General features: G+C 47.0%; 26 protein-coding genes. 8 read left to right on the top strand and 18 right to left on the bottom strand.

All coding sequences use genetic code 11. The annotated features are described in order from the left end of the window. Window positions 1-105 precede the first annotated feature (105 nt). The 10 genes from E2I14_RS04885 to E2I14_RS04840 form a co-directional block, all read right to left on the bottom strand. Window positions 106-1,920, bottom strand: a complete 1,815-nt coding sequence (locus E2I14_RS04885; protein WP_133326025.1) for a DUF5666 domain-containing protein — start codon at window positions 1,918-1,920, stop codon at window positions 106-108. Window positions 1,921-2,227: 307 nt separating this feature from the next. Continuing rightward, window positions 2,228-3,394 carry a response regulator gene (locus E2I14_RS04880; RefSeq protein WP_133326023.1) on the bottom strand — a complete coding sequence of 389 codons (1,167 nt, stop codon included), beginning with the start codon at window positions 3,392-3,394 and terminating at the stop codon, window positions 2,228-2,230. 69 nt (window positions 3,395-3,463) lie between these two features. Further along, entirely contained in the window at window positions 3,464-5,332 is a 1,869-nt protein-coding gene (locus tag E2I14_RS04875; protein ID WP_227544596.1) for a PAS domain-containing hybrid sensor histidine kinase/response regulator, read from the bottom strand. Between the two features lie 84 nt (window positions 5,333-5,416). Continuing rightward, window positions 5,417-6,136, bottom strand: a complete 720-nt coding sequence (locus E2I14_RS04870; RefSeq protein WP_133326019.1) for a Crp/Fnr family transcriptional regulator — start codon at window positions 6,134-6,136, stop codon at window positions 5,417-5,419. Between the two features lie 399 nt (window positions 6,137-6,535). Continuing rightward, window positions 6,536-7,981: an ATPase domain-containing protein gene (locus tag E2I14_RS04865; RefSeq protein ID WP_133326017.1), complete on the bottom strand. Its 1,446-nt coding sequence runs from the start codon at window positions 7,979-7,981 to the stop codon at window positions 6,536-6,538. Then, window positions 7,978-8,397, bottom strand: a complete 420-nt coding sequence (locus E2I14_RS04860; protein WP_133326015.1) for a hypothetical protein — start codon at window positions 8,395-8,397, stop codon at window positions 7,978-7,980. Before E2I14_RS04860 ends, E2I14_RS04865 begins: the two co-directional genes overlap by 4 nt. Window positions 8,398-8,438: 41 nt before the next feature. Further along, entirely contained in the window at window positions 8,439-9,776 is a 1,338-nt protein-coding gene (locus E2I14_RS04855) for a hybrid sensor histidine kinase/response regulator (RefSeq protein ID WP_227544595.1), read from the bottom strand. Window positions 9,777-10,375: 599 nt separating this feature from the next. Further along, a complete protein-coding gene (locus tag E2I14_RS04850) occupies window positions 10,376-11,422 on the bottom strand; it encodes an OmpA family protein (RefSeq protein ID WP_133326013.1) in 1,047 nt (348 codons plus the stop codon). Between the two features lie 192 nt (window positions 11,423-11,614). Continuing rightward, window positions 11,615-11,881, bottom strand: a complete 267-nt coding sequence (locus tag E2I14_RS04845; protein WP_133326011.1) for a hypothetical protein — start codon at window positions 11,879-11,881, stop codon at window positions 11,615-11,617. A gap of 76 nt (window positions 11,882-11,957) precedes the next feature. After that, on the bottom strand, window positions 11,958-12,140 hold the full coding sequence (locus E2I14_RS04840; RefSeq protein WP_133326009.1) for a hypothetical protein: 183 nt from the start codon (window positions 12,138-12,140) through the stop codon (window positions 11,958-11,960). 360 nt (window positions 12,141-12,500) lie between these two features. On the opposite strand from E2I14_RS04840, the gene E2I14_RS19255 reads away from it, so the two are divergent. The 3 genes from E2I14_RS19255 to E2I14_RS04830 all read left to right on the top strand — a co-directional run bounded on the left by E2I14_RS19255 (window position 12,501) and on the right by E2I14_RS04830 (window position 16,987). After that, window positions 12,501-12,659, top strand: a complete 159-nt coding sequence (locus E2I14_RS19255) for a hypothetical protein (protein ID WP_165967754.1) — start codon at window positions 12,501-12,503, stop codon at window positions 12,657-12,659. 292 nt (window positions 12,660-12,951) lie between these two features. After that, window positions 12,952-15,837, top strand: a complete 2,886-nt coding sequence (locus E2I14_RS04835; RefSeq protein ID WP_133326007.1) for an ImpA family metalloprotease — start codon at window positions 12,952-12,954, stop codon at window positions 15,835-15,837. 343 nt (window positions 15,838-16,180) lie between these two features. Beyond that, on the top strand, window positions 16,181-16,987 hold the full coding sequence (locus tag E2I14_RS04830) for a Crp/Fnr family transcriptional regulator (protein ID WP_133326005.1): 807 nt from the start codon (window positions 16,181-16,183) through the stop codon (window positions 16,985-16,987). Between the two features lie 97 nt (window positions 16,988-17,084). Here the strand turns inward: E2I14_RS04830 and E2I14_RS04825 are convergent, their stop codons facing one another. Both E2I14_RS04825 and E2I14_RS04820 read right to left on the bottom strand, forming a co-directional pair. Further along, entirely contained in the window at window positions 17,085-17,441 is a 357-nt protein-coding gene (locus tag E2I14_RS04825; RefSeq protein ID WP_133326003.1) for a hypothetical protein, read from the bottom strand. A 100-nt stretch (window positions 17,442-17,541) separates the two neighbouring features. After that, window positions 17,542-18,147 (bottom strand): BON domain-containing protein, encoded by a 606-nt coding sequence (locus tag E2I14_RS04820; protein WP_133326001.1) that lies wholly within the window; start codon window positions 18,145-18,147, stop codon window positions 17,542-17,544. Between the two features lie 271 nt (window positions 18,148-18,418). On the opposite strand from E2I14_RS04820, the gene E2I14_RS04815 reads away from it, so the two are divergent. From E2I14_RS04815 to E2I14_RS04795, 5 genes are all read left to right on the top strand, one after another. Then, a complete protein-coding gene (locus E2I14_RS04815; protein WP_133325999.1) occupies window positions 18,419-18,610 on the top strand; it encodes a CsbD family protein in 192 nt (63 codons plus the stop codon). Between the two features lie 76 nt (window positions 18,611-18,686). Beyond that, the gene (locus E2I14_RS04810) at window positions 18,687-18,836 is read left to right on the top strand and encodes a lmo0937 family membrane protein (RefSeq protein WP_133325997.1); all 150 of its coding nucleotides are present in this window, start codon (window positions 18,687-18,689) and stop codon (window positions 18,834-18,836) included. A gap of 141 nt (window positions 18,837-18,977) precedes the next feature. After that, window positions 18,978-19,130 carry a DUF3309 domain-containing protein gene (locus E2I14_RS04805; RefSeq protein WP_133325995.1) on the top strand — a complete coding sequence of 51 codons (153 nt, stop codon included), beginning with the start codon at window positions 18,978-18,980 and terminating at the stop codon, window positions 19,128-19,130. Window positions 19,131-19,161: 31 nt separating this feature from the next. Next, window positions 19,162-19,497, top strand: coding sequence for a hypothetical protein (locus tag E2I14_RS04800; RefSeq protein ID WP_133325993.1), 336 nt, complete (start codon window positions 19,162-19,164; stop codon window positions 19,495-19,497). A 48-nt stretch (window positions 19,498-19,545) separates the two neighbouring features. Beyond that, window positions 19,546-20,154, top strand: coding sequence for a superoxide dismutase (locus E2I14_RS04795; protein WP_133325991.1), 609 nt, complete (start codon window positions 19,546-19,548; stop codon window positions 20,152-20,154). Here the strand turns inward: E2I14_RS04795 and E2I14_RS04790 are convergent. Genes E2I14_RS04790 through E2I14_RS04765 form a run of 6 tightly spaced genes read right to left on the bottom strand, consistent with a single transcriptional unit; the run spans window position 20,138 to window position 25,687 of the window. After that, window positions 20,138-20,833, bottom strand: coding sequence for a hypothetical protein (locus E2I14_RS04790; RefSeq protein ID WP_133325989.1), 696 nt, complete (start codon window positions 20,831-20,833; stop codon window positions 20,138-20,140). The two genes, E2I14_RS04795 and E2I14_RS04790, sit on opposite strands and share 17 nt — an antisense overlap. A 34-nt stretch (window positions 20,834-20,867) precedes the next feature. Next, window positions 20,868-21,785: an ADP-polyphosphate phosphotransferase gene (locus E2I14_RS04785; protein ID WP_165967753.1), complete on the bottom strand. Its 918-nt coding sequence runs from the start codon at window positions 21,783-21,785 to the stop codon at window positions 20,868-20,870. Then, window positions 21,779-22,144 (bottom strand): chaperone modulator CbpM, encoded by a 366-nt coding sequence (locus E2I14_RS04780; protein ID WP_133325987.1) that lies wholly within the window; start codon window positions 22,142-22,144, stop codon window positions 21,779-21,781. Before E2I14_RS04780 ends, E2I14_RS04785 begins: the two co-directional genes overlap by 7 nt. Next, window positions 22,141-23,142 carry a DnaJ C-terminal domain-containing protein gene (locus E2I14_RS04775; RefSeq protein WP_133325985.1) on the bottom strand — a complete coding sequence of 334 codons (1,002 nt, stop codon included), beginning with the start codon at window positions 23,140-23,142 and terminating at the stop codon, window positions 22,141-22,143. Before E2I14_RS04775 ends, E2I14_RS04780 begins: the two co-directional genes overlap by 4 nt. Window positions 23,143-23,166: 24 nt before the next feature. After that, the gene (locus E2I14_RS04770) at window positions 23,167-24,150 is read right to left on the bottom strand and encodes a zinc-dependent alcohol dehydrogenase family protein (protein ID WP_133325983.1); all 984 of its coding nucleotides are present in this window, start codon (window positions 24,148-24,150) and stop codon (window positions 23,167-23,169) included. Between the two features lie 58 nt (window positions 24,151-24,208). After that, window positions 24,209-25,687: an NAD(P)H-hydrate dehydratase gene (locus E2I14_RS04765; RefSeq protein ID WP_133325981.1), complete on the bottom strand. Its 1,479-nt coding sequence runs from the start codon at window positions 25,685-25,687 to the stop codon at window positions 24,209-24,211. Window positions 25,688-25,706: the final 19 nt, after the last annotated feature.

The following is a 25,706-nucleotide window of genomic DNA, read 5'->3' as shown; positions in this document are numbered from 1 at the left end:
TAGTGGTTTTTGTCGCGTGCTTGATGCACCGCCTAAAAATTAGGTGAAAAAAAAGGCGGCTATCCAACGATAGCCACCTACTAATTCAACATCCAACAATACAAATTAATAAATTTGAATTACCGATGCCGTCAACACATTGCCGTTTGCCACGGTCACAAAAGCAGAGACTTTTTCACCAACCGCCAGCGTTGTGCTGGTTGCGCCAGTCACCGACAAAATCGATGCGCTGCCGACGTTAATCGTTAGTCCATGTAGCACGAAAGACGTCACGGTTCCGGTCGCAGGCGTTACGGCGCTAATGGTGCCGTTTAATAAAATTGATGGGCCATTCGATCCTCCCTGCCACGTGGAAGGTGGAGTTGGCAGGAAAGTCACCGTGTTGACATTAAAGGTATTGGCGGCTGTCGTGCTTTCGATGCCAATCATGTCCACCAATTGGCCGACTGTTAAATTGGCCGCTGTTCCATTCAAATACATCACAGAAGAAGAAAGCACCGCGGTGACAACTTGATTTTTGTCGAAATCCTTAGCGGTAATTGTGACGGTATTGGTGGTCGCATCATAGCTTTGAATTTGACCAATCAAATTAACGACGGCACTGGCTGGCGGCGTAATAAAGTCAATCTTGGTTGCCACAACCGTGTTGTTGGTTAAGGTGCCTTTAATCCGAACAAACGCACCATTGACTAAGTTGGCCGCAGTTGAACCAGTACTAAAAGTCGGACTCTGGCTACCATCAACCTGCACGCCACGTACGGTGAAATTTGCTGCGCTGACAAAATTGCTGATCGAACCTTGTAAAAATACCGGTTCCGCCTTGACCGAATCCGATTCGAAAATATGCAACTTGCTTGCCACCAATGTACCGGAACTATTAATCGTGCCAGCCACGCCCACGACTAAGCCATTACTCAATGCGGTAACGTCGCCAGGCAAGGTCACGCCGCTGGCGTCCACAGTCAAGCCATTCACCACAAAACTTGATTGCGATACATAGGCACTGATTGGGCCGCTAACGCCAACAAAACTGGTCGCGCCAAATGCTGGATTTGCTACCCGCACAGTCGTCACAGTCAGACTGCTATTGCTAATGGCGGCGCTGCTCCATACGCTAACCACCAAGCCATTGGCTAATGTTGTACTCGCTGGCTCAACGGTTGCACCGGTAGCATTAATGGTAATCGCGCTGCTGCCCGAACCTAGCGTAAAGGTATTGGCGCTGGCATTGTAGTTTGCGATGGTTCCGATGACGCGCGTACCAATAAAGGTCGGTTCCTTAGCAATATGAGTCGCTTGCACATAATCGACACCGTTGGCTGATTTCAATAGGCCGTGCACTTCGACGTTATCGGCCAACGCAACGCTGGTCAACGCAGTGTAACCGCCACCGAAAGCTGTCACCGGTCCTTGAGTTGGGTCGGAATTAGTCACAACCAAAACGCCCGAGACCGTAATCGCGGGTAAGGTCGCGGCCGTGCTGCCAGTTCCCACTGTCACGGTTGAAGTGATCGATGAAACGGGACCTTCTAGATCAGGAATAACCACGGCCTGTACAACTTTGCCGCTACTATCCAAGGTCAGATTAACGTGTTGTCCGAGATTTAATTCTGCCGCCGCCAACGCGTGCTGCGTGCCTTTGAATTCGGAGGCATAGCTCGTTGAGGCACTCTCCGCATATTCCTGACCATCAACGACGATACTGCCAAAACCGGTGATGGTGCCGGAAACGGTATTGCTCACTGCTGCCTTTGAGCCTGTTCCACCAGAGCCACCTGAGCCGGTAGCGCCGCCACCCGAACCACCGCTGCTAACAGCACTGCCCGCGCTGCCCGAGCCGCCGCCGCTACAAGCACTTAACATCAAAGAAACTAAGATCAGGGAGACGATAAATCGGAGGTAATTTAGATAATTTTTCATCGTATTATTCCTTGTAGTTCTGTAAATACGGCACTATAAAAACCAAAACTTGCCGTTGAATAATACAACTCACAATCTAAAGCAAAAGAATTTACCGGTAATTTATAGTAAAAATGTGTTTCAAGATGTTCGTTCAAATTGTACAAATCGAGTAACGCCCACAGTGAACATGTGGCACAACAAACAAGCTAAATTGCTTACAAATGTGTGGCGCAAATATCTGAACTTTTTATACCTAAAATAATCAAGGTCGCCAAAATCAGAACCCAACCAACCATCCTTAGTAGATCGCTAATAAGCCCCAACGTTAACTGGCGGTCTTCAAGCCAAACGTCGCAACGATGATGGCATTGCCATCATCATTCATACAGCGGTAATCAGCCTGCACAGGTAATAAAGTCTCGTCTTTGCAGCGCAATTGTGCGGCGCTAGCTGGGTGGGGTTCGTGCGCGATAACTGTGGCAAACACCTTAGCCAAATCTTGCGCTAACGCTACCATCAGTGCGGGCAAAGTCAGCGTCAACAATTCAGCGCGATTAAATCCCGACATTTGGCACATGGTCTCGTTGGTGTCCATCAGTTCAAAGGTAATGGGATTAATGAGACAGATTCCCAGATTAATCACATCTATCGCTTTGCGGAAATTGGATTCCTTGCGATAGGCATAATGTTGATCGGTGATTTCCACGCCCACGCCGCGATAGCCGATAAAGCGGCTGCTGGTATCGAACATCGGTTCGCCACTCACTTGCAAACGTTGGGTTTTACCGCTGGGCTTTTTGAGCGAATAAATAAAATCCAGAAATGGACGCCGGGTAGCGATGTTGTATTTGAGCGTAGCTAATTCTTCTTGATTCCATTCTTCCGGCAAGAATTCATTATTGTCGTCAGTCTCAATTCCTAGCATTTCAAATACCGGGCCAGAGACGGTGGTAAATTTTCCTACCGCGTCTTGTTCCCAATACCAATCGGAGGTGAGTTCAGTAAAATTTTTAAAGCGCGCTTCGCTAGCATGCAATTGCGCCGTGCGCTCGATAACCTTCTTTTCTAATAGCTCGTTGTAGCTTTCTAATTTTTTGTATAGCAAGCGCACTTCCAACATATTGTGGATGCGGGTTTTCAGTTCTAAGGCTTCAATTGGCTTACTGATAAAATCTTTCGCGCCGGCTTTTAAGGCACGCAATTTATGTTCCGGCTGCGCGGTCACGACCAAGACCGGCGAATAACTATTTTTCTCGATTTCTTTAATCCCCTCCATGACTTGAAAACCATCCATCTCTGGCATTTGCAAATCCAACAAAATCAAATCGTAGCTGTGTTCCATGTGCATGGCGCACACCGCGCGGGGATTTTTGGTGGAACTAATATTGGTGTAGCCAGCTGAAGCCAATAGCTTCTCTAACAAAATAACGTTGGACTCTTGGTCGTCCACAATCAAAATGCTGGCAGAGAGTACTTCCGATAACTTAATCATGATTTCTTTCGATAAAACCATCAGTGCGACTAATAATAAATAGTGGATTGCTCACGCTTGCCGTAACGCTTAAAGCACAGCATTCTGTAATTCGGCAATGCGCTGCGGGTCGTACAAGGTTGCGTCTAATGTCGTCATCAGTTCGCGCACTTTGACCGGCTTGGTTAGGTAGTACAAACAGCCAGCAGCAAGACCGTTTTCAATATCGACTTGCATGGCATTGGCTGACAAACCGATCACCGGAATTGAAGCCGTTGCGCCAAATTCTTTTAAGGCTTTTAAAATCTCAAATCCATGAATATCGGGCAAATTGATATCCATTAAAATCACATCGGGCAAACGGTTTTGGGCTATTTCAATGCCAAGCTTTCCGGTATTGGCAGTTAACAATTCGATCTCCGGTCGGCTATGCATCAACTGTTCAATCAAGACTAAATTGGCTGGATTATCCTCGATGCACAACACCGTTTTTTTACTCGTGTTAGCAGGTACAAGATTGGCATAGATCTGGCTAGAATCGTCCTTGAGCGCTTGGCTAGGACCTAAGTTTTGCTCAACCGGCAATTCAATCCAAAACACACTGCCGCTGCCGACCGTGCTCTGCACGCCTATGCGCCCGCCCATCAATTCAACCAATTGTTTGGTCACCACCAAGCCGATACCGGTGCCATCTTCCGAACCGCCCTCGCGCCCTAAACGATTAAACGGCTCAAATAAATGCAGCAGTTGTTCCGAACTTAAACCCGCGCCCGTATCGCGCACACTAATGTGCACAAAGGATGAACCGCTAGTTCGGCACTGCACTTGGATTTCACCGCCTTTTTTGTTGTACTTGATCGCATTCGACAACAAATTAATCATCACTTGCTTAACCCGTGTTTGATCGGCATTAACGTACATGGCGGCATTATCAAATAACGGGAAAATCAAGCGCACATTTTTTTTACTCGCCTGCTGCTCTATCATTGCTTTGCAGTCGGTCAGTACATCAAATAGTGACACTATTTCATTGAGCAAAACCGCTTTACCGGCTTCAATCGAAGCCAAATCAAGAATTTCATTAATCAGCTCCAATAAATACCACCCGCCTTGCAAAATCTGTTTAATGGCGAGCTTTTCGGTTGCCTTCGGCAGTACTTGATCGGCATCCATTAACTGGGCAAAACCCAGAATCGCGTTCAACGGCGTGCGTAGTTCATGGCTCATGCTGGATAAAAATTCCGACTTGGCTAAGTTTGCTTTTTCAGCCACCGCTTTGGCGTTTTGCAGCGCCAAGTTGTTTTCTTCTAGGAGATATTCGAATTTCTTGTTGTTGGTCACATCGCGCGCGCTGGCAATCAACCCGACCGATTGTTCATGCGCATCGTGCAAAACAGAAAAATTATACGAGACCGATACTTGTTGACCGTTTTTGGCTCTCACCACCAAATCGTAATTAGCGACCGGCCCTTCAGTTAAAGCACGATTGATAGCAAAACGCGCGGACAGGCTATCGGTTGCATAGCTCTCAAACTTGGAGCCGATTAATTCTTTGCGGGTAAAACCGGTCAGTAATTCAGCCGGATGGTTCACATCAAAAATAATGCCGGCGGTGCTGATGGCCATGATCGCATCCAAATTCGCTTCAACTAAGGAGCGAGTATAAAACTGCAAATCATGCAGAGCGTTCAACTCATGCACTGCAATGACATTGTCGATTCCGCGCTGATTTAACGCCTGCTCGAGTGTTTCACAGCGAAAGCGCAAATGTCTTATCCAAACGTAAAAGCCAATTAAGACCGTTACAAACACAAAATAGAAAATGCTGGTGGCGGTCGTTAGCGGGGAAGCCAATGCACTCGCTGGCATCGCGTAATTCCAAATCACCAGATTAAGCATTAATGCCACACAGACGATCACGACCCGTTCGTAAGGCATATGGTTGATTGAGTTATTCATTGGCATCTGGATTGATCCTGATTGGATTCAACTACATAATCACGCGCTACTTCGTCCAAGCTAACGTCGCTGGCTGGTGCGGGCTTAACGTTGATGTACATCGGATAACAGTCGGGCAAATTCTTTTTTCACTACCAAATAGCATTCACACGATTGCTGCTCTAAACCGACCCGATTTAGCACGGTGATATGTCCACGCCGATAACTGATATAGCCGATCTGCTGCAACTTGCCCGCCGCCTCGGTCACTCCTTCACGCCGCACACCCAACATGCTGGCGATTAATTCTTGGGTCATGGTGAGTTCATTCGTCGGCAAGCGATCTAGCGTCAATAACAGCCAACGACACAATTGCTGTTCAACCGAATGATGCCGATTGCAGACTGCGGTTTGCGACATTTGGGTAATTAGTGCTTGGGTGTAGCGCAGCATTAATTTTTGCAGCAAACCACCGAGTTGGAATTCTTCCAGCAAGACAGACGCTTTGAGCCGATAACCGTGTCCGCCGGTTTGCACGATTGCGCGACTAGGCGTGGTATTGCCACCCATGAGCAGTGCGATGCCGAATACGCCCTCATTACCAACGCCAGCGAATTCAGATGAACCGCCGTTTTCCAAAATATAGTGCAGCGAAATAATCGACGTGGTGGGAAAGTAGACGTAATTTAATTTACCGCCCGACTCGCATAACACGTCGCCCAACAACATCGGTACTAATTCTAGATACATTTCAAGCCGCCCAAAAACCGCTTCCGGTAACGCCGCTAAAAGATGATTCTGATTAGGATTGTGCTTAATTAGCATGAGTAAAGCTCGTTCCTCTTGGTCTTACATTGAAGTGCGGTACATCCATGTCGTGACAACATGATGAGAGTAAAAACATAAGAAAATGTAATTATTGTCGTCGCACTTCTCTGTTAGCTAGCGCACATTAGAACTAAAAAGACAATAGTTGTATTGACTCAATGGTACGGAAATAAACGCTGGTGCAAGCTAGGCGCTTCTCCGAGGAAGGAGATGAAAAGGAAGAACTACGCCATGTTGCCGCGTAATATAGGACTGACATTTAAAAGAATGTCTTAATGGGGAGCTAAGTGCTGGTGGGACTACATCGAGCAGCAATAATAGGAGTAGTAATGATGACTGATCGATTATTTCATTCAATAGGCCAAGCGCGCTTGTGCTGAAACAATAATGCGGCTATCAACAGGTTGTTAAATTGCCGGTCAAGATGCCTTGGTAATTGCTTAATGGCTCGCCGATGATAATTTGGTTAGGGCCCACTTCAAAAAAGCGAATTTGCTTGCTGTGATTACTCGCACGAACCTTAACCACGGACAGCACGCGTTTTAATTCACCGCCTAATTCTACATAACGTTGCATCAAAATCGCATCGGCCAAAAACGCATTACCGTAAGAACTAAAACGCAAAAAAGTGTATTGATCCTCTAGCTCAGCGGTCATCAATACGGTTACGCCCATGCCGGTCAACACCGCCACCATGCGATATAACGCCTCTCGGAAATCTTCCCGAAACACTGAGGCCAAGGCCAACTCAAAACCGGATAGGGAATCGATCACAACCCGCTTAGCTTGTAAGCGCGTAATCATGCTCACCATGTCGTGCAGAATTTGATCAATCGATAAATCAAGCGAACGGGTATTGATCAAGCCGACATTGCCGCTTTTGACCATTTCATTTAGCTGATAACTTAATAGCTGGTTCGGGCTTTTCTCAAAAGCGGCAATTACGCCTGGCTCTCCGACCCGCACACCTTCAGCCAAAAACTGGGTCGCCAAAATCGACTTACCCGATCCAGACGGCCCGACCACCAGCAATGAATAACCAACCGGCAAACCGCCGCCCAACATGTCATCTAAGTGGGCAATTCCCATCGAAAGACGCTGATCGCCGGAAATCGAAATGCTGTCACCATTATTAGCAATCACCGCGCGCGGAAAAATCTCTACACCATCATTATTAATCCGAAAAGTATGTACCCCCGCGCTCTGCGCTTGGCCACGCATTTTGACGACTTGAATTTTGCGTATCATCGCGTCGCGATGCACCATTTGCGAGAGCCAAAGAATGCCATCGGCAACGGTAAAAATCGGGCTAGATTCTTCATCCGGTTCGAGATATTCACCAATCAAAAACGTGGTCGCCTGCCAACTGGTCATTTGCATCCCAAGCTGCTGCACAAAACGTGGCAAGCCCGACAAACCAATTTCTTTGGTCTTAGCCGAATCGACTACCGAGCGGAATGAATCGACAAATAACAAGCTCGGTGAAAATTTTTGTACCTCGTCCTCAATCCGCGCCAACACGCCGTCAAAATCACCTTCCAACAAATCCGCCGCCAGATTGACAAACTTAATACAAGTATTGACCTTAGCAAGATCAAAAAATGGAAATTGCTGTTGGTAGCGCAGCATTTTTAACGGTGGTTCACCCAACACCGTAAAGAAAATTGCGCGTCGTTCCGGACTCGCCAAGGAGAACATCATTTGATGCGCTAACGTGGTCTTACCGCTGCCAGGCGTACCCGCAATAAGGTTAAACGAGAATTCTGGCAAGCCGCCGCCGAGTAAATTATCTAAACCACATACACCTGTAGATAAGCGATTGATGGTCACTTTTTCATTCATTTTTTAAACTCCGTTGCGGCTAAATCAAATGCATCATCACCCCAGGCCGAACGAACAATGCCGGTAGTTAAGGAGTCACCAATCAAGACAGTCAAAATATCGAGAAATAATTGCAATAAGCGAATCGACGCTTCCATAGATTGCAGAACATCTTGCGCAGCTAAGCGCGTACTTAATTCAAGAAATACGGCGTCGCGCTGGAGGGAAGTGTTCACCGGTAACAGCCAGGGAAATTGCTCGCCACATAGATGCAGACTGCGATGCAACAGCGATTTAAAACCGGCGTCACCAATGATGAGCACAAGTTGTGCAGCCAAGCTTTGCCACAGTTGTTGCGTCACCTCCGCACAGACATCTGGTCGCTGCGACAGCTTGGCCCGAATAACGCGATGTAACTCGCTTTCGGCCTTAGTCATACATCACCATATGTGCGGCAATCAGAGAAAATCATGGAGTATCACTTTCTGTACAAAGTGATCGAGGAAACAATATCAAGCAACACCGGCACATTGACTGGTTTGACCAAGTAATAATCGAAGCCGATTTCCTTAGCCCGTTGCTGCATGCCGAATTGGTTGTAGCCGGTTAAGGCAATCAAGGTTGGAATCGTGAGCGAGGTTTCTGCTCGCAGTTTTTTCACAATTTCAAAGCCATCCATATCGGGCAAACCGATATCGCAAATGATGACGTCATACGAATTCTTCATCGCCAATAACAAACCGCCCATGCCATCGCTACAGGAACTCACGCTATGACCTTCTTGTTTCAATAGTTTCTCTAACGTGAAATTGGTATCAGCGTTATCTTCAATCAGCAGAATTTGGCAAAACTTGCGATTGATTTTAGGCGCTGCAACGGTCACTACTGGAAAAGTGGCTTTACCAGAAATCGGCAAACGCACAATAAATTCGCTACCAAATCCTGTTCCGTCGCTATGCACCAAAATACTGCCTTTATGCATTTCCACGATCACGCGCGCTAACGATAGCCCAATACCCAAGCCACCTTGCGAGCGATTCAGCGAGTGAAAGCCCTGTTTAAATAATTGGAAAATATGCGCTTGCAAATCAAGTGGAATACCGATGCCGTTGTCTTTAATCGAGACACAAGCAAAACCACCTTCGCGCTCAACGGTAATAGAAACGGTGCCGAATTCTGGCGTAAATTTTGCGCCATTAATTAAGATATTAGAAAACACTTGCGCCAATCGTGCCACATCGCCGTCGATAGGGATGTCTTCCATATTACGATCAAAGATCAGCTTTTGATGGCGCGTATCGAATGAATGCTGACTCGATTCCAGCGCTAACTGTAGGATGCACGATAAGGAAACAACATTGCGCTTTAACGTAATTTTGCCACTGCTTAAACGCGAAGCATCCAGCAAATCATCAATCAAGCGCGACATCTGATTAATCTGACGTACGATGATGGCTTGTAATTCGGGCAGATCAGGATGCGATGAAACGAGCTTGCCAATCAAATCAGCAGCTAAAGCAATTGGTGCTAAAGGATTGCGTAACTCATGTGCCAACATCGATAAAAATTCTTCCTGACGCTTGTTATAGGCTTCGGCATTGGCTTGCATGTCTTGCGCATCCACCGTGGCGATTACCAAATGTTGATTGGCTTCGCGCAATTGGCTAAGCATGGTGTGATGAAATTCTTTGTCGGCTAATTCTTTGCGTAGCGTCGCGATTTGGCTCAGCAAATCGTCGTTGATGCGCTTCAGGTACAACTCTGTTGGCGTAGTCGGCACAAGCGCTTTGCTATCTTCAGAACTGATCGGAACCATGTTCGTCACCTTCTTTATTGTGTTGTTAGTCCCGACTCCATCCCAACACAGAACATTGGCTCTTAAAAGCGATTAGCCGAACAATACTCTGATTTAGTGCTTATTGCTCATTTATTCACGATGTGACGTAAATTGGAACAATTGGCGCGATTGGTTTGTGACGCGCGACTTTTAGTTAGTTGTTGCTTCTGCTGGTGATTCGGTTTCGTGCAGCGTTAGCTAACGTACAGAGCAGCAATGCCGGGTTCGCTATTCTCCCTCCATCGTCTCGAACCGGCCTTCTGACCCGGCTAGATATGGTCTGAATCCTAATGACATTGCCTGTCTTAGATTTAAAAAAATGCAGTTTCTATCACAGGCATTGCATTCTATTAGTGAGTCTTAAGCACAGACTACCGGAGCTGGCGGTCGGGAAACATACCAGCACCAATTTCCAAGTTCTAACGCGTTACCAACTCGTTTTACTTATGCCAAAGCCAATCTGATGAGATTGGCTTTTTTACTGCACCTAATCGTGAACTGAAACAATGCACCGAATGAATCACTCCAAAAATGGATAAACTCTTTCGGCGCTGTGCTACTTGGTTGCTACTCCAGTTCTATTTCGTCACACGCTGATTAATGGTGATCTGCTCAACTTCTACCCGACGGTTTGGTTCAAGACAGACAATCAATGCTTTCAGCTTTTTTTCAGTGCAAGTCACTAGCGGATTGGCTTCGCCTTTCCCTTCGGTGACTAAACGCTCTGCGCCGACGTTTTTACCGACCAAATATTCTTTGACTGAATTAGCCCTCCGTTCGGATAATTTTTGGTTGTATTTCGCCGTCCCGATGCGATCCGTATAGCCGGTAATGACAACATTGTTCACGGTAGGATTAGCGACTAACGCATTGGCGATTTCATCAAGTTTGGGTTGCGGCAATTGCAAAGCGTACTGATCAAAGCCAAATAATTCCGTCGAAGACAACACTATTTTCTCGAATCGTGGTGGCGGCGGTGGAGCGGGAGTTTGCACTACTTGAACGATAGTCTGGGCTGGCGGCGGAGGTGGCGGCGGAGTTACCTTGGCAACAGCGACGACCGGTGATTTATCAAAGGCGTAGCTAATTCCAACCGTCAGATAATTATTGTTGTTACGTGAAATATCAAAATTATTGTTACGCAAATAGCCGTGTTCGCGCCGGAAATCAGCTTGCAAGGACCATTGATCATTGAGCGCAATTTGCACACCAACACCCGCATTAACATAGGGCGCGTAACCGGATCTCTCACCCAAAGCTGAGCTTAAACGATCTTGTTGATAACCTGCTCCCATGAGCAAAAAAGGACGGATTTCTTCGCGTGAGAGCATCAACAAACCATCCACGCCCAACAAGTTTTGCTGATATTTAAGTCCGTCATGATTTTCGCGTCCGTACTTCGTACCGATCTGAATATCCCAGTATTCCGACAAAGGCTTACCCACAGAAATGCCCGCCGCTTCTCCGCGATCAGAAACATTAAAGCCCGAATCAGGGCGAAGCATGCTTAAACTCGGCGTGATATACCACGATGGATTGTAGTCAGCCGATTGTGCCAACACCAAGGAAGAAGTTGCGCTACACACGACCAATACCGCGAGAGAAATTTTTTTTAGATTACGCATAAAAGACCCCAAAAGGATGTAATTATTTTATTGAGAATAAGACCAACATTCGCGCTCCACTTTCAGCATAGCCATCGGCGGGCGCAATTTTTATTGATCTCAACTTACCTAATTTCCATCGAAATGAAACTACCCCATCAGGTAAATAATGTGTTTCAGGTACACATTGATGCTAGGTCAGCAAACGCAAAATCACTGTTCGCTATCCAACACATTCGAGTAGTGTTGTTTTGTTGAGCTAAGCGCAGAACTAGGCGCAAAGCCACAATACAAACCATGAAAAGGTTCAATCGAATTAAGCCGCCGAATCACCACATCAAGCATCCAAGTGCGTACAAAGTAGCCGTCGATCGACTGAAAAAAAACGATCGCACCAAGGCGACGCGGCGCCTTCATCTGACTATGAGGAATGATCTGAGATGGCTGCCAACAATGATTAAAGCCGATCTCAGCATGCATAGCCGAAGGCTCTTGATCATCAAATGGAATGTTGCTCCGCCGTGATTGAGTAACATCAGCGAGCACTACCAATGGTCTAATAGCGGGTAAAGGCACGTTTAATTTCCTGACTAGCCTCGTCCGATTTGCGCTGATCATTGAGCGCAATTTTTCTGCTCAATTCTCTATGTTCAACATCCCCACTCTGGCGCGAAGTTTTAACCTTTTCCACCCTCATTACCGTTTTCGGCTCAAATAAACTGCTATCGCTGTATTCCATTATTGGCACGTCCTAATTAAATTTTTACGTCATCGAAAATCGCCAAAATTAATCGCTTCAATTTTTAAGGCTAGCTTCATCGTGACTAAATAGTTAGTGCGATTCTGTTCGTTATCGAACGATGACTTGCCATCGCGAATGCGAGCGAATTGCACACAACACAGTGCGTGGCTTAGATTGAGTTTGCGGATCAATCCTAATACTGAACCCAATTTACATCGAGGTTAAGCAATGTATGGATTCTCATTTTTTTGATCTGGTGGCAGAGGCACTATCTAGCGGTCGAGAGGTTTTTGGGATGTGTGCTAGCAGCACAAAGCAGTCAGTCAAGAACTAGTTCTAAAGTTTTGGGATATGCCGATGACTGGTATTTCAGTTGAGATTGTACGGAACGTAGGCGAACATTTTTTGGGATTTGTTGAAGTCCAGATTACTGATGCAATTCGTGACTTGCGTAAGTTTATTGAAACGATGCCAGTGGTGAGCAATCTGAGCCTGGCTGACAACGATAAACTTTGAAACGATGACCTGCGACACAACGTTGACGTTCCTACGCCTTGGCATTTTCAAAAAAGATTCACTATCAAATGTGATCGCTGAAATCACAGCCACTCCGTAGTTCCCGCAAATTAATCCGTAATTCTACAAATTTCCGCTAGGCAACTTAATCTCTACAATATGGTATAGTCAAAATTGTTTGCTTAAACCACCTAAAGCGTAGTTAACGTCGATTTTCACAATTCTTTTCAATTTCGTCGTGCTTCCAAAAGAAGGCAGCACGTAGCCCAACATAGCAATGAAAGTAATTTTCATGAGTAGATTCAAATCACTTCCCCGCCGCATTAATGGAATGAGATTATTGGCGGCATTAATGATAGCCTGCGTTGCGGGTTGTGGTGGAGGAGGCAGTCCTGCGCCAACGGTAGATCAAGTTAGCAACAGCGGATTAAATGGCAATACTGGAAATTCTGGGTCTGCGCAAACAGGAACGAATACAAGTCAAACCGGAAGCGCCGGAACCGGCACTTCTTCAGGTCAAGCCGGAGGAACGACAACTGGAACTTCATCGTCTGGACAATCCGGCAGCACGCCAGTCAATCCGATTGTGCAAGCTGCAACGACTGGGGATTCAAGTCAATTAAGCACGGCTGACGAACCCACTTTACTTCAATTAGCCACAAGTCTTGCGGTTAAATATCAACAACAACAGAGTGCTGCTGTCGCCGATATTTATGGTAATAGTTCGACAAATACTGCACTCAATCTCACTAGCAACAGCAGTGATATCAATATCAGAAGTCACACCATGGCAAGCGCACTGGTTAGCGCTGACGATAACAGTACCCTCGCTGCTATTGCCCAATTTGGTCAAGGGCGCGCGCTGGCTTATGGCGCGAATGTGTTGAGCTGGATTGCCAATCAATCGAACGAAACTCAGCACACCACGGTTTTTAACCGCGCGTTTACTTGGGTTGTTACCGGCAAGGCCTCTGGCGCTCTTCCAGCAACGTTGAAATTTGCTACGGCTGGTTATGATGCGCCAACGGTCAGTAAACTCATTAAAAATCTCGGTTCGACTTCCCAAGTTATTACTTGCGATTTGGTGGATAGCACCAATACATGTTGGCAAAATTTGGATTTATTGGTTTTTGGTGCGGGCACGCGAAGCGACCCAGCGTTATCGAGCCAAATTTTAAAATATTTGCAGGCAGGTAAAGCAATTATCTATATGCACGCAAGCTGGATCGATTCATCCGGTGGCCGCCAAGTACTTAATGGCATGGGCATGGATTTGGGCGGCTACCCTGGCAATTATTTTGCAGGTGCATCGGCAGTATCGGTTGCTGCTGGTACTTCTGTAGCGGCAATCTTGCAACGCAACGATCAATTGACCCCACTAATTAATACTCTTGGTCTGTTGGCTCAAGCTCAACCAACTTTGAAATTAAGTACCGATGCATCACCGGCAACGCCTATCACGCAGTTTCACAATGATTTAGGCACGATGCAGAGCAATGGCATTGATATATTTACTAGCCCCACCACTGATTTGTATCGTTTGCTTGTACTTTGGGCCGATTTATATCGTCCAACGATTAAATACGGAACAATCAACAGAGATACTAATGGTGGAGATTATCTGCGTACCTATGCTTCAGATTCCTGGGTCACATTTAATCGCGCAACCACGACCACAGCCACTGCGGGTCAAGGCGATTACATGCCGGCCGCAGCGCAAACTATTCCGGTAAGTAGCAGCGATGAAACAATCACAGTGACAATTGCACAAAGCTCTGGAATAACATTAATCGGTCGCGGTGCTATTCCCGCCAAGCCTGTCACGATTCAGATCGTCGATAGCGGAAATGCTAAATCATTAGCAGTTCAAACCAATTACCTGCGCGTCTGGGGCGATCCGTTGACGGATAGTCTAAGCAGTAACTACAAACGACCACGTCGTCCTAATTCATTCTCGATACCGTTAAATACAGCGGGACCGACATTATTTAATTCGCCGTTTGGTGGACCTTTGATGCTCTCGTATTCCGGTGCGACACCTGGCCAAACCGTCACGTTAAAAATTCGTGGTGCGGCTAAGTATTCGCATTTTGATACAACTCAAGCACAATCTGCCCAAGATTATGCCGACGCAATTGCCGCCACTAAGCGTAAGGACTTTGGCTGGCAAACAATTAAATTGGTTGGTGGAGAAATTCAACAGATGATTGGCTATGCAAATCCGACTATGGATCCGAATACCTATATTCAAAGCCAAATCAGAGATATGTTGTTTAACTCCAATCACATTGCCAACGGTTATAACGATATACCGATGACCAATAATGTTTCATCCATCTGTGGTCAACTCGGTTGGACATGCGATGGTCCCTTGCACCGTGCCCCGCACGTGCAGCATTTTGTCGGTTGGATTGCATCTTGTGGTTTTCTTTGTAGTGGAAACCCCGTCGATGGCTTTGCAGGGATTGATGCAGGCTGGGGTTGGGCGCATGAGCTTGGGCATAACACGGTACAGCGCGTATTACATATTGCCTTTAATGGTCAAGGCTGTGTCGTCGAATGCGACAACAATATTCTCGCCAGTGCTGAAATGATTCGACAATTCAAAATTCTGGGCGTTGATAGTGGACACACGACTGATCATGCAACGTTATATAAGGATATCGTCGCCAACAGAGCAACCGGTCTCACTGGCAATGCCAAAGTACTCGATATGCAAGCCAAATTGTGGACCATGGCTAATCAAGATCCAATGCGCGCAGTGCATTTTCAGTTAGCGTTCTTGTTTAGCCGCTATCGTACTACCGAGACCGTTCCCAGCATGGAAACCACCTTGGACTTTTTAACCTTACTCAATAAGGGTGATCGTTTAGTCTCTGGGGCATGGGATGCGACGAACAAGAGTAAATATGGTATGAGTCGATTTACTGACAACAGCACCATCTCCAATCCTGACTTGATTTTCGTACTAAGTTCTAAAATCATTGGCCAAGATTTGCGCACTATTTTTGCCATGTATGGCATTACCTTGTCGCAAACAGCATTGGATTCGGTCGCAGATTTAAATCTACCTGTGTTGCCTGAGCAGTTTTATGCGTTAGCTCAAAATAAATTCAATCAAGTATCAACCGGACAATGGCTGGATCTTTCCGGAATAGCGCCAGCGTATCCGTTCTGAGTTTTATAAATGCTGTCACCTCCAACAGGTAGATAGCAAATGAAGTGAAAAATGGCGGGCTATAGCTCGCCATTTTTCATCGGCTATCCAGCCCAGCTCCGCCATTTGCACAATCCCACCCAAAATTCCCTGTCCCCCCTCAAAGGACAGTGAGCCATTTAGCGCCTTCAGCACGCACCCGCAAACCTGATTTCACGCAACATGTTCGCTAGCACACAGATCACCAGTGCGATACATAACATCATCCAAATAACAGCCACGAACGTTCGATATTGTTGTTAATTACCTCACGCCCGCCTATTTATCTCTCCACCAATCTAATCTTCACTCCAACGAGGACAGCATGACGACTGCATTTGCCCAGCCTCAAAACCGCGCCAAAACAATCCCGCCGCCTGCGCTGCGAACTAGCTATAACGCGCTAAAAAGCCATGCCAAATTATGGTCCACCGCGTCCGAAATTAGCGAACTACTCAATCTTCCCATTGCGATTCAGCGCCAAACTGATCAAGTCGTTTTTCAACATGTGCATTTCAAATCGGGGCAGCGGATTCATAGCTTAAATCAAGAATTCGTTAATATTTACTTGGTCAACTCTGGCTTTATTAAATCAATATTTTTAGATGAATTCGGCAATGAGCAGGTGTGCCATTTTCAAATGAAGGGCGATTTATTAGGCATAGACGGGATGCATACCGGGCGACATATGTCGGAAGCGGTGGCTTTATCGGATTGCGATGTGATTGTGATTCCGCTACTTAAGTTAAAAGTGTGTAGCTGCACGTTTGAGCATTTTGAGCGAGCGATTTTGCATATTTTTAGTAGGCAGTTGGTCGCGCAACAAAATCGATTAAATATTCTGGCGTCAAAAAATGCTGAAGCGCGCGTGTCCATATTTTTGCAATCGCTGGCGCAGCGTTTTCATCTGCTGGGTTATTCCCAAACATCGTTCAATTTACGGATGACACGGCATGAAATGGGTAGCTATTTGGGATTAACGTTGGAAACGGTCAGCCGCACCTTATCGCTATTAAACGATGCGGGGATTATTAGTGTGCAATTGCGGCGGATTGTGATCTTGGATGCAGAGGGGTTGAAAGAGTTAACGTTGACGCATAGAGATATTCAACGTTGTATGGTGAAAGTGTAGCGGTGGCATGCGGAAATTGATTACATCCGGTTGTTAATTTAGTTTGGGCATCCACTGAGATGCCACTAAGATGACGGGCTGTAAATTGGTTCGTAGACTACAAACTCGCTTCAACCCGCTTAATCGTTGAGCTGACCGAAGTGGGATCGCTGGCTGGGAAAGTCATCATCAAGGCATCATCTAAGATCGCGTTTTCTTCTTTATTTTTTTCAACCTCAATTTCAGCGGACAAAGCATTCAAGGCACTGATGCACTTCATAAATTTGAGATTGACGAATTCTCGAATCGTGACGACCTCGAACACCGTTTTTAAAATTTCGGCTTCCCGGAAAGACAAACAATGCAATGCATCCAGCGGAGCATCAAGCACTTCGCCGCTTGCTCCATTAACACTTTCGCTCGAACTTCGCTCTACCGTCTTGCTTCTCGTCTCACAATGTTGATCGATACTCATCGCTGTTTCCTTATCCAATAATGTCAACCAAACAGAACTCTGCGGCGCTTCAACACACTCTGATTAACCGTGATGTACAACCAGCGCCGCGAGAGAGTTCTTAGGGTTGCAAAGTCATATGATTTAACACTGACTTCACACCTTCGATGGTTTGCGCGACGTCAACTGCGTGTTTTAGCTGCGCGTCGTTTTTCACAAAGCCGCTTAATTGCACTTCACCATTGCGGGTTACCACTTGAATATCAAAGCTCTTGATTTGCGAATCGGTCAGCAACGCTGATTTCACTTTGGTCGTGATGACGCTGTCGTCGATTTTATTACCCATGCTTTGCGCGCCGTCTTTAATCGTCAATTGATTGGTGACATTTTTGACGCCGGTTACCGCTTTAGCCAATTCAATACTGCGGTCGATTTGCATCTGGTTGTTAACAAAGCCACTCAACATCACGTTACCTTTTTCAGTCGTGATTTTGAAGTCTATGCTTTTGATATTTTCGTCGCCCATCAAAGCGGATTTGACTTTGGTGGTGATGATCGAATCATCCACGTCGCCGCCTATGGTTGTGCTGGATGCCGCCGAGCTAGATGCGGTGGCGTTAGTAGTCGCTTCTTCGGTTTGCGGTGGCTTGTTACAAGCGGCCAGTACTAAGATAGAGACAGCGCCTAGCAGATAGAGGGCTGCCAATTGGTTGAAATTTTTTTTCATAAAGAATCCCTGTGGAAGTGAACAAAATAAGGTGAAGACCAAGCTCAGACAGCCACTGTGCTGATTAACTTGGTTTTACTCTGTTCGTTAGATCACATTGCACTCAGGCTCAGCATTTCCTTATTCCAAATCGCAATCGAACAACAGCGGTACTACGTTCGGCAACGAACGGAATCGGATTGGCGATCCATCAATACTATGCAAGTACTAGTTGGGTGGCGATGCGGTGCTGTTTTCACCCGTTTGTTGGTTTAATTTTTAGGAGCTAGAAATGAATAAAGAACAAGTCAAAGGCGTTAGCAAAGAAATCGTTGGAAAAATCCAAAAGAACGCAGGCAAGCTGGTCGGCAATAAAAGTCAGGAAATCAAAGGAATAGAAAAAGAGACTAGCGGAATCATCGAGAAGAAAATCGGTGACGTAGAACAAGCGGTTGAAAAAGCCGCCAAACATTACAAGCCTTGATGAACTTTATCGCCTGTTTGTGTTAGGCCGCGTTGGTCTAACACGGCGGCAGCTTTCATCCGTTAAGGGGAATTTCATGATTTACAGTTTGGCGTTTTTTCTTTTGCTGCTTTGGATGTTGGGGTTAATTACCTCGTATACCTTGGGCGGCTTTATCCATATTTTGTTATTGATCGCGATTGTCATGATCTTGTTGCAGGTTGTCACTGGTCGCAGAGCGCCCTGAGTATTTTTTGCTATCGCATCCTATCCTTTCGCTATTGCCGTTGGCTGTCCGATTGACTAAGGGTCGGACACCACCGCATCTACCACTGATGCGACGAACCACTAATCGGGCACGCCTTAACAACTCTCTTATGAAAGGTTCATCGTGACCATTCTTCTTATTTTTCTTTTTCTATTACTTATCGGTGTATTTCCTACTTGGCCGCATAGCCGCAGTTGGGGCTACTACCCAAGTGGTGCCGCTGGATTGCTGCTATTCCTAGTATTAGTGCTGCTGCTCACAGGTCGCATCTAACGTAGTCAATATTTATTTACAAGGAAATATCATGAACCCACTCGGTAGTTCGGTCTTGAAGTCAGCTTTGAATAAGGGTAGCTATGGCCTACTGTTACTTTTACTTTGCTCGATCGGATTTGCACAAGAAGCGGCAAAATCTGTGGAGAAGAAAGGCGACCCAGCACGTTGGTACGAGGCTGATTCAACCCAACGCGATTACCTTGAAACACTGAAAAAAGAGGCGCAATCGGTGTATCAAGAATCTAAATCCAAATGCCATTTACTACCCGCGAACGAGCGCGGCGATTGCAATAAAGACGCGGATAAACAATTGGCTTCCGACCTAGCCACCGCCAAAAAGCAAGCGATGGAACAGCACAACTAAGTACTCGTCAACCATCCCATCCAACACTGCAATTTATAAGGAATCCCAATGGATTTCACTCTATCTGCTCTACCCTACCCGCTAGATGCGCTTGAACCGTATATTTCCAAAGAAACGCTGGAATACCATCATGGCAAACATCATCAAGCGTACCTAAGTAATTTATATAATTTAGTCAAAGACACACCGTTTGAAAACGGTTCACTCGAACACATCATCCTCAATTCTGCCGATAGTATTTTCAATAACGCGGCGCAGGTGTGGAACCATTCATTTTATTGGGACAGCTTAACGCCCAGCGGCCAGGGACAACCTAAAGGTATTTTGCTAGATGCGATCTTATCTAAATGGGAAACCTTTGATCTATTCAAAGACAACTTCACCCAACTGGCCTTGGCTAACTTTGGTTCTGGCTGGACTTGGTTGGTGTTGACGGAAACTGGCCTACTTGAAATTATCAACACGCCCAATGCCCAAACGCCATTCACCACCCACAGCACACCGCTGCTAACTTGCGATGTTTGGGAACATGCTTATTACCTCGATCACCGTAATCTGCGCGCCAAATATTTGGAAGGATTTTGGCATTTAGCGAACTGGGAGTTCGCCAGCACTAACTTTATAGCGGCCTCACTACTAATCACCCCGCCACTTTAGCGTCTTCAATAGCTTTACTAATAATCCGGGCGACATTATCCGGATTGTTTAGTAAGCCAGTCACCAAAATATCGCCCAAACTCGATTGCATTAATGAGCGCATTTTCGATTCACCTGCTAGCGACGAAGGCATGTTTATTTCCGCAAGCGCCACGTCCGTTGGCGTAGTCAATGGTTCTGACGGACGCTGCGTTTGGCCCACTACTTTTTTTAACGCAACGAGATCAACAGGCGGCTCAACGATTGCCATCGTTTTAGCATTTGGCGACTCTTGTTCGACTAATGGTAAGGTGTCTTTTGGTTCGATACCCAACGGCTTAGACTTCATCGGCACTGGTTCTTTAAATTCTGAATTAGCGGTTACGTTAGCGGTTGAGTTAGCGGTTGAGTTAGCGGTTGTTTCAGACATTGGTCCACCGTGAATAACAAGCGGTGCGTCTGGTGCTGCACTTGATGCGCCCGCCTGAGTCGCCACACGCGATTTCTTCTGCTGATAGAGCTGCCAAAGTACCAAAGAAAAACCTAACAGGCAGCCGGTCAGACAAATATATAACGCGATGGCATTGCTAGGATCATTCAGGCCAACCCAAATCGAGGCGAATAACATCAGCAGCGCGAACACGATTAAGTAGTACGCTGAATTATTGGCATTGGGTTCAAGTTGCTTAAGGTCAAACATAGGATTTCCGATCTGGATAAATTTACCGTTTTGCTTATCCACCTGCGTGCGTGGTTGACGGCGATGCTTTGGGAAAGGTCTGCGCTTTTAGCTGTTTGCGGATTTGATTGAGTTCTTTTTTTCTGGCTGGGCTCGCTTTGGGATATGCCATTTTTAATTGGCTAAGATTATCCAAAATAATGCGCGAGATAATTAACCTAGCGTTGCGCTTATCGTCAGCGGGAATCACATACCACGGCGCTTCCGATGTGCTGGTGGCGGCCATGCATTCTTCATAAGCGACTCGGTATTGCGGCCAGAAATGGCTTTCATCGATATCGGCTTGGCTAAATTTCCAATTCTTGGACGGCGCATCCAAACGCTCGATGAATCGCTTACGCTGCTCTTCTTGCGATAAATGTAAATAGAACTTAATAATGCGCACGCCATTTAAATACAGGTGATCTTCTAAATCACAAATGGAGTTAAATCGCTCTTGCCAAATAGTTTTACCAATATCGACTACGTTAGGCAATCCTTCGCTGATTAAAATTTGTGGATGCACCCGCACGATGAGTACTTCTTCGTAATACGAGCGATTAAAAATCCCAATCTGCCCGCGCTCCGGCAAATTTCGCGTGGTGCGCCATAAAAAGTCATGCTGCAATTCAATCGGACTCGGATGTTTAAAGCTAAAGACCTGACAACCCTGCGGATTCACGCCCGACATAATGTGTTTTATCGCGCCATCTTTACCCGCCGCATCCATCGCTTGAAGAATAATTAAGACCGAAAAACTATTCGATGCATACAATAATTCTTGAATCTCGCTGAGTTGACTAATGTGCTCGCTGAGTATCTTGGAATACTGGGATGCTGATTTAAAAACTGGCGTGACCTTAGTGGGAATAGTCGATAAATCGAGTGCCTTATTAGGTTGAACGAAGAACTCAGCAGGGTTTATTTTTAACACGCTAAATCCATCTCTAACTGCGCTGGCGCGGAGCGCTTGATCGGTGCGGTACCGAGTTGCTGCTCCAAGAGCTTAATTTGTTCGATCAAGGTCATCGCTAATAACATGCCATTTAAATCCAACTCAAAATCGTCTATTAAACGGCGCGCCGTTTGGGTTGTGACGATGTAGCGCAATTGAAAATAGGGCGCGGCGGCAATGCTTGGCATGATCGGTGTGATGACGCCAATATCAATCAATCCATCGAGTTCTAATTGAGTGAGCCCAGATAATTCAATCAGACTGCTGATGCTTAACGTGCCAGCTTCGTTTAAATAGACCGAATCAGCGTTGAGGGCAATATCAGAATAAAGCGTCATGGCGTGGTTTCCTTAGACGTGCGTTGGTGGGCGCTTTGGTTGGAGCTTTGGTGGGCGCTTTGGGTTGCGTCCTCAGTACGCGCAGTAAAGTGCGAAATATCGGCCAATTGTTGGTAGAGTTTTTGCTCTGGCTCACTGACTTGTTTCGGCACCACGATTTGCACCACGGCATACAAACTACCGACTGCGCCAGCGCTGTTATGTAAGCCTTGCTTAGCCAAACGCAACTTGATGCCGGACGACGTGCCGGGCTTGATTGTTAAGTTAAAACTACCGCTCATGGTGGAGATAAGTATCGACGTTCCCAAGACCGCTTCCCAAGGTGATAGCAATAAATCGAAATACAAATCCAATCCTCTGACCGTATAAATCGGATGCGGCTGGATAGAAATCACTACATAAAGGTCGCCCGCTCTTCCACCATGAATCCCCGCCCCGCCCTTACCGACCAAGCGCAGGCGTTGACCTTCTTTAGCGCCAATCGGAATTGTGACGCGCAAGGTTTGGCGTTGGCGATGCGGCAAACCTTTGTCATCGAGTTCGGGTAACTCAACCGTCACATCGGCCTTACCGCCGCTAAAAATGGTTTCTAAGGGAACGGATGTATTGACCGAATAATCTTGCCCATTCTCTGGATAATTGTTGCTCTGATGGCGTGCATTAAAATTACCGCCTGTTCGAAAAGAGCGAAATAAATCGGATAAATCCACGTCATCAAAATCCGAATCGCTCGCACCATATTGATTTTGCCATTCCGGCGGTGGACGAAAATCTTCGCCCGCCGTGCGCCGACCTAGTGCGTCGTATTCTTTACGCTTATCGGGATCTTTTAAGGTGGCGTAGGCTTCTGCGACTTCTTTAAATTTTTCTTCGCCCTTGGGATCTTTGCTCACGTCAGGATGATATTTGTGCGCCAGCTTGCGGTACGATTTTTTAATCTCGTCGGCCTTAGCGTCACGCTCTACACCCAGAGTCTCGTAGAAATCCTTGTACTTCATGCTATGCCTTTCAATTGATCACTTTTATGGAACCAGAACAGCCGCGCCTTCAAAACGTCCAGCACGCAAGTCGTCCAAAGCTTGATTGGCATCTTTCAGCGCATAAGTCGTCGTGTTGACCACCAAATTCATTTTTGGAACAGCTCGAAAAAAATCCTGTCCGTCTTGCCGCGTCAAGTTCGCCACCGACTGCAACTGACGTTCTTCCCACAACAAGCTATACGGAAATTGCGGAATATCGCTCATGTGAATTCCAGCGCAAACAACTCGCCCGCCTTTTTTAACGGCTTGCAGCGCTAATGGCACCAACGCACCGACTGGAGCGAAAATAATGGCCGCATCCAAGACCTGATCCGGCACACTATCCGAGTCACCCGCCCACGTTGCGCCCAAGCTTTGGGCGAATTGTTGGGTCTTGCTGTCACCCGATCGCGTCGCGGCATACACGGTGCGCCCCTGCCACACGGCGATTTGCGCCACGATGTGGGCCGAAGCGCCAAAGCCATATAAACCTATCGTGTTGCCCGCACCGGCAATGGCCAACGAGCGCCAACCAATTAGACCCGCACAAAGCAAGGGTGCCATCTCAACGTCTGAGCCCATTTCGCCTAAGGGAAAGCAAAATTCGGCATCCGCCACAACAGCGGTCGCATAGCCACCGTCGCGGGTGTAACCCGTAAATATTGGGTGATCGCAAAGATTCTCACGCTGGGCAATACAGAACGGACACACGCCGCAGGTGTGGCCCAGCCAAGGAATTCCCACTCGTTCACCCAATTTGAAGCCAGTTACACCGGGACCAATCTTATCGACCCGTCCAACGATTTCATGACCGGGGATAATCGGTACCGTAGGATGCGGTAATTCACCATCGACCACATGCAAATCGGTGCGACACACGCCGCAGGCTTTGACGATCACGCGAATCTGACCAACGCCGGGTTCTCTATCCTCGAAATATGTCCACTCCAAGGGAGTGTGCAATTGATGCAGCACCATGGCATACATAGCTAGTCCGTTCGGAGTGAATACATCGTTGCTAGGTTTGCGCCAACAATCGGTTTAGTTAATGAGGGTGCAGTAACTCATCTAAAATCGCAGGGATCGCTTCGGGCAAATCGTCGGCTATTAAACCCAAGCCGATATCGTTAGCCGCCTCACCATGCAGCCAGACCGCCGCGGCACTGGCTAAAAATGCATCCATACCCTGCGCCAATAAACCCAAGATTAAGCCGCTTAATACATCGCCTGCTCCGGCAGTCGCTAAACTGGCGGGCGCGTTGGTATTAATGATGGCGCGACCATCGGGCGCGGCAATGATGGTGTCGCTACCTTTTAGGACTATCACAGCACCGCTAATTCGTGCCGCAAAACGGGTACGCATGAGTTTGTCGCCCTTCAAATCAAAGATGCGCGAGAACTCGCCTTCGTGCGGTGTAATGACGCACGGGCCTTCGATCGCTTTAAACAGTATTTTCGGATCATCGCGGAAACATGAGATCGCATCGGCATCAATCACCGTGGCACGCTTGGTAGCTAGCATGGCCAATACACGGATGCGAATGAGGTCGAAGTCGTCTGGTGTCACACCACATCCTGGGCCAATCAAGAACGCGGTGTAACGCTTATCGTTCAACAGACGCTCAATATCGGCTGAACTATTGATAATCTCTAACATGATCGACAGCAGCGAAGCGCCATAAATCGGCAATGCGATTTCGGGAATAGCGATCGTCGTTAAACCAGAACCAACCCGCGCCGCGCTCAGCGCCGCCAGCCGCGCCGCACCAGTAACCGGATAACCACCCGCTATGAGCGCATGACCTCGACTGTATTTATTGTTAAACGGATGGGGCACAGGGAAATCAGGCAACCACACCAACGGGTCATTTTCAAAGGTATTCAATCCCAAATGCGACGCGATTTGCTGACCGTAGCCGATGTCAGCAACGACCACTTCACCGCATAACAATCGCCCTGGCAAAATCACATGCCCCGGCTTTTTGCGTAAAAAGGTCACGGTTAACACCACCGCCACCGCACCAAATGATTGCCCCGTATCGCCCATGACGCCAGTCGGCACATCGATGGCAACCATAGGGAGCTTTTTAAATAGCGCGGCTTCTAAAATACTAATGACGTCGGCATCCAATGGACGATTAAGACCCGCACCAAAAATCGCATCAACCACCAATTCATCGCCCGAAAACTCGACTTCAGCGAAGGGAATCACCGCGCCGTGCCAGCGTTGAAAATGCAATAGCGGCGCGCCGTTCAAATGGTCGGCTGCTCCCAGCAAAGCAATTTTGACGCTCCAACCCAGATCAAATAAGTGCCGCGCTGTCGAAAAACCATCGCCGCCATTGTTACCCGGCCCGCACAACACAACAACCGGACGCATAGACCAGCGCTCGATAATCGCTTGCGCAACCGCTAAGCCGGCGTTGGACATTAATTCCGCTACCGGTAAATCCGACGCTGTGGTTAAGCGATCAGCACACTGCATCTGATTCACACTGAGTAATGCGGTGGTTAGATTAATCATCTTTAGTTAAGCATCATTT

The sequence above is a fragment of the Sapientia aquatica genome (assembly GCF_004358105.1).
Taxonomy (GTDB): domain Bacteria; phylum Pseudomonadota; class Gammaproteobacteria; order Burkholderiales; family Burkholderiaceae_D; genus Solimicrobium; species Solimicrobium aquaticum.
The sequence above is the reverse complement of the archived record's forward strand: the minus strand, read 5'-3'. Positions and strand labels throughout refer to the sequence as shown.

Coding starts and splice junctions, on each gene's coding strand:
- E2I14_RS04885 (WP_133326025.1), bottom strand. CDS start 1,920: ATGAAAAATTATCTAAATTACCTCCGATTTATCGTCTCCCTGATCTTA.
- E2I14_RS04880 (WP_133326023.1), bottom strand. CDS start 3,394: ATGATTAAGTTATCGGAAGTACTCTCTGCCAGCATTTTGATTGTGGAC.
- E2I14_RS04875 (WP_227544596.1), bottom strand. CDS start 5,332: ATGAATAACTCAATCAACCATATGCCTTACGAACGGGTCGTGATCGTC.
- E2I14_RS04870 (WP_133326019.1), bottom strand. CDS start 6,136: ATGCTAATTAAGCACAATCCTAATCAGAATCATCTTTTAGCGGCGTTA.
- E2I14_RS04865 (WP_133326017.1), bottom strand. CDS start 7,981: ATGAATGAAAAAGTGACCATCAATCGCTTATCTACAGGTGTATGTGGT.
- E2I14_RS04860 (WP_133326015.1), bottom strand. CDS start 8,397: ATGACTAAGGCCGAAAGCGAGTTACATCGCGTTATTCGGGCCAAGCTG.
- E2I14_RS04855 (WP_227544595.1), bottom strand. CDS start 9,776: ATGGTTCCGATCAGTTCTGAAGATAGCAAAGCGCTTGTGCCGACTACG.
- E2I14_RS04850 (WP_133326013.1), bottom strand. CDS start 11,422: ATGCGTAATCTAAAAAAAATTTCTCTCGCGGTATTGGTCGTGTGTAGC.
- E2I14_RS04845 (WP_133326011.1), bottom strand. CDS start 11,881: ATGCATGCTGAGATCGGCTTTAATCATTGTTGGCAGCCATCTCAGATC.
- E2I14_RS04840 (WP_133326009.1), bottom strand. CDS start 12,140: ATGGAATACAGCGATAGCAGTTTATTTGAGCCGAAAACGGTAATGAGG.
- E2I14_RS19255 (WP_165967754.1), top strand. CDS start 12,501: ATGACTGGTATTTCAGTTGAGATTGTACGGAACGTAGGCGAACATTTT.
- E2I14_RS04835 (WP_133326007.1), top strand. CDS start 12,952: ATGAGTAGATTCAAATCACTTCCCCGCCGCATTAATGGAATGAGATTA.
- E2I14_RS04830 (WP_133326005.1), top strand. CDS start 16,181: ATGACGACTGCATTTGCCCAGCCTCAAAACCGCGCCAAAACAATCCCG.
- E2I14_RS04825 (WP_133326003.1), bottom strand. CDS start 17,441: ATGAGTATCGATCAACATTGTGAGACGAGAAGCAAGACGGTAGAGCGA.
- E2I14_RS04820 (WP_133326001.1), bottom strand. CDS start 18,147: ATGAAAAAAAATTTCAACCAATTGGCAGCCCTCTATCTGCTAGGCGCT.
- E2I14_RS04815 (WP_133325999.1), top strand. CDS start 18,419: ATGAATAAAGAACAAGTCAAAGGCGTTAGCAAAGAAATCGTTGGAAAA.
- E2I14_RS04810 (WP_133325997.1), top strand. CDS start 18,687: ATGATTTACAGTTTGGCGTTTTTTCTTTTGCTGCTTTGGATGTTGGGG.
- E2I14_RS04800 (WP_133325993.1), top strand. CDS start 19,162: ATGAACCCACTCGGTAGTTCGGTCTTGAAGTCAGCTTTGAATAAGGGT.
- E2I14_RS04795 (WP_133325991.1), top strand. CDS start 19,546: ATGGATTTCACTCTATCTGCTCTACCCTACCCGCTAGATGCGCTTGAA.
- E2I14_RS04790 (WP_133325989.1), bottom strand. CDS start 20,833: ATGTTTGACCTTAAGCAACTTGAACCCAATGCCAATAATTCAGCGTAC.
- E2I14_RS04780 (WP_133325987.1), bottom strand. CDS start 22,144: ATGACGCTTTATTCTGATATTGCCCTCAACGCTGATTCGGTCTATTTA.
- E2I14_RS04775 (WP_133325985.1), bottom strand. CDS start 23,142: ATGAAGTACAAGGATTTCTACGAGACTCTGGGTGTAGAGCGTGACGCT.
- E2I14_RS04770 (WP_133325983.1), bottom strand. CDS start 24,150: ATGTATGCCATGGTGCTGCATCAATTGCACACTCCCTTGGAGTGGACA.
- E2I14_RS04765 (WP_133325981.1), bottom strand. CDS start 25,687: ATGATTAATCTAACCACCGCATTACTCAGTGTGAATCAGATGCAGTGT.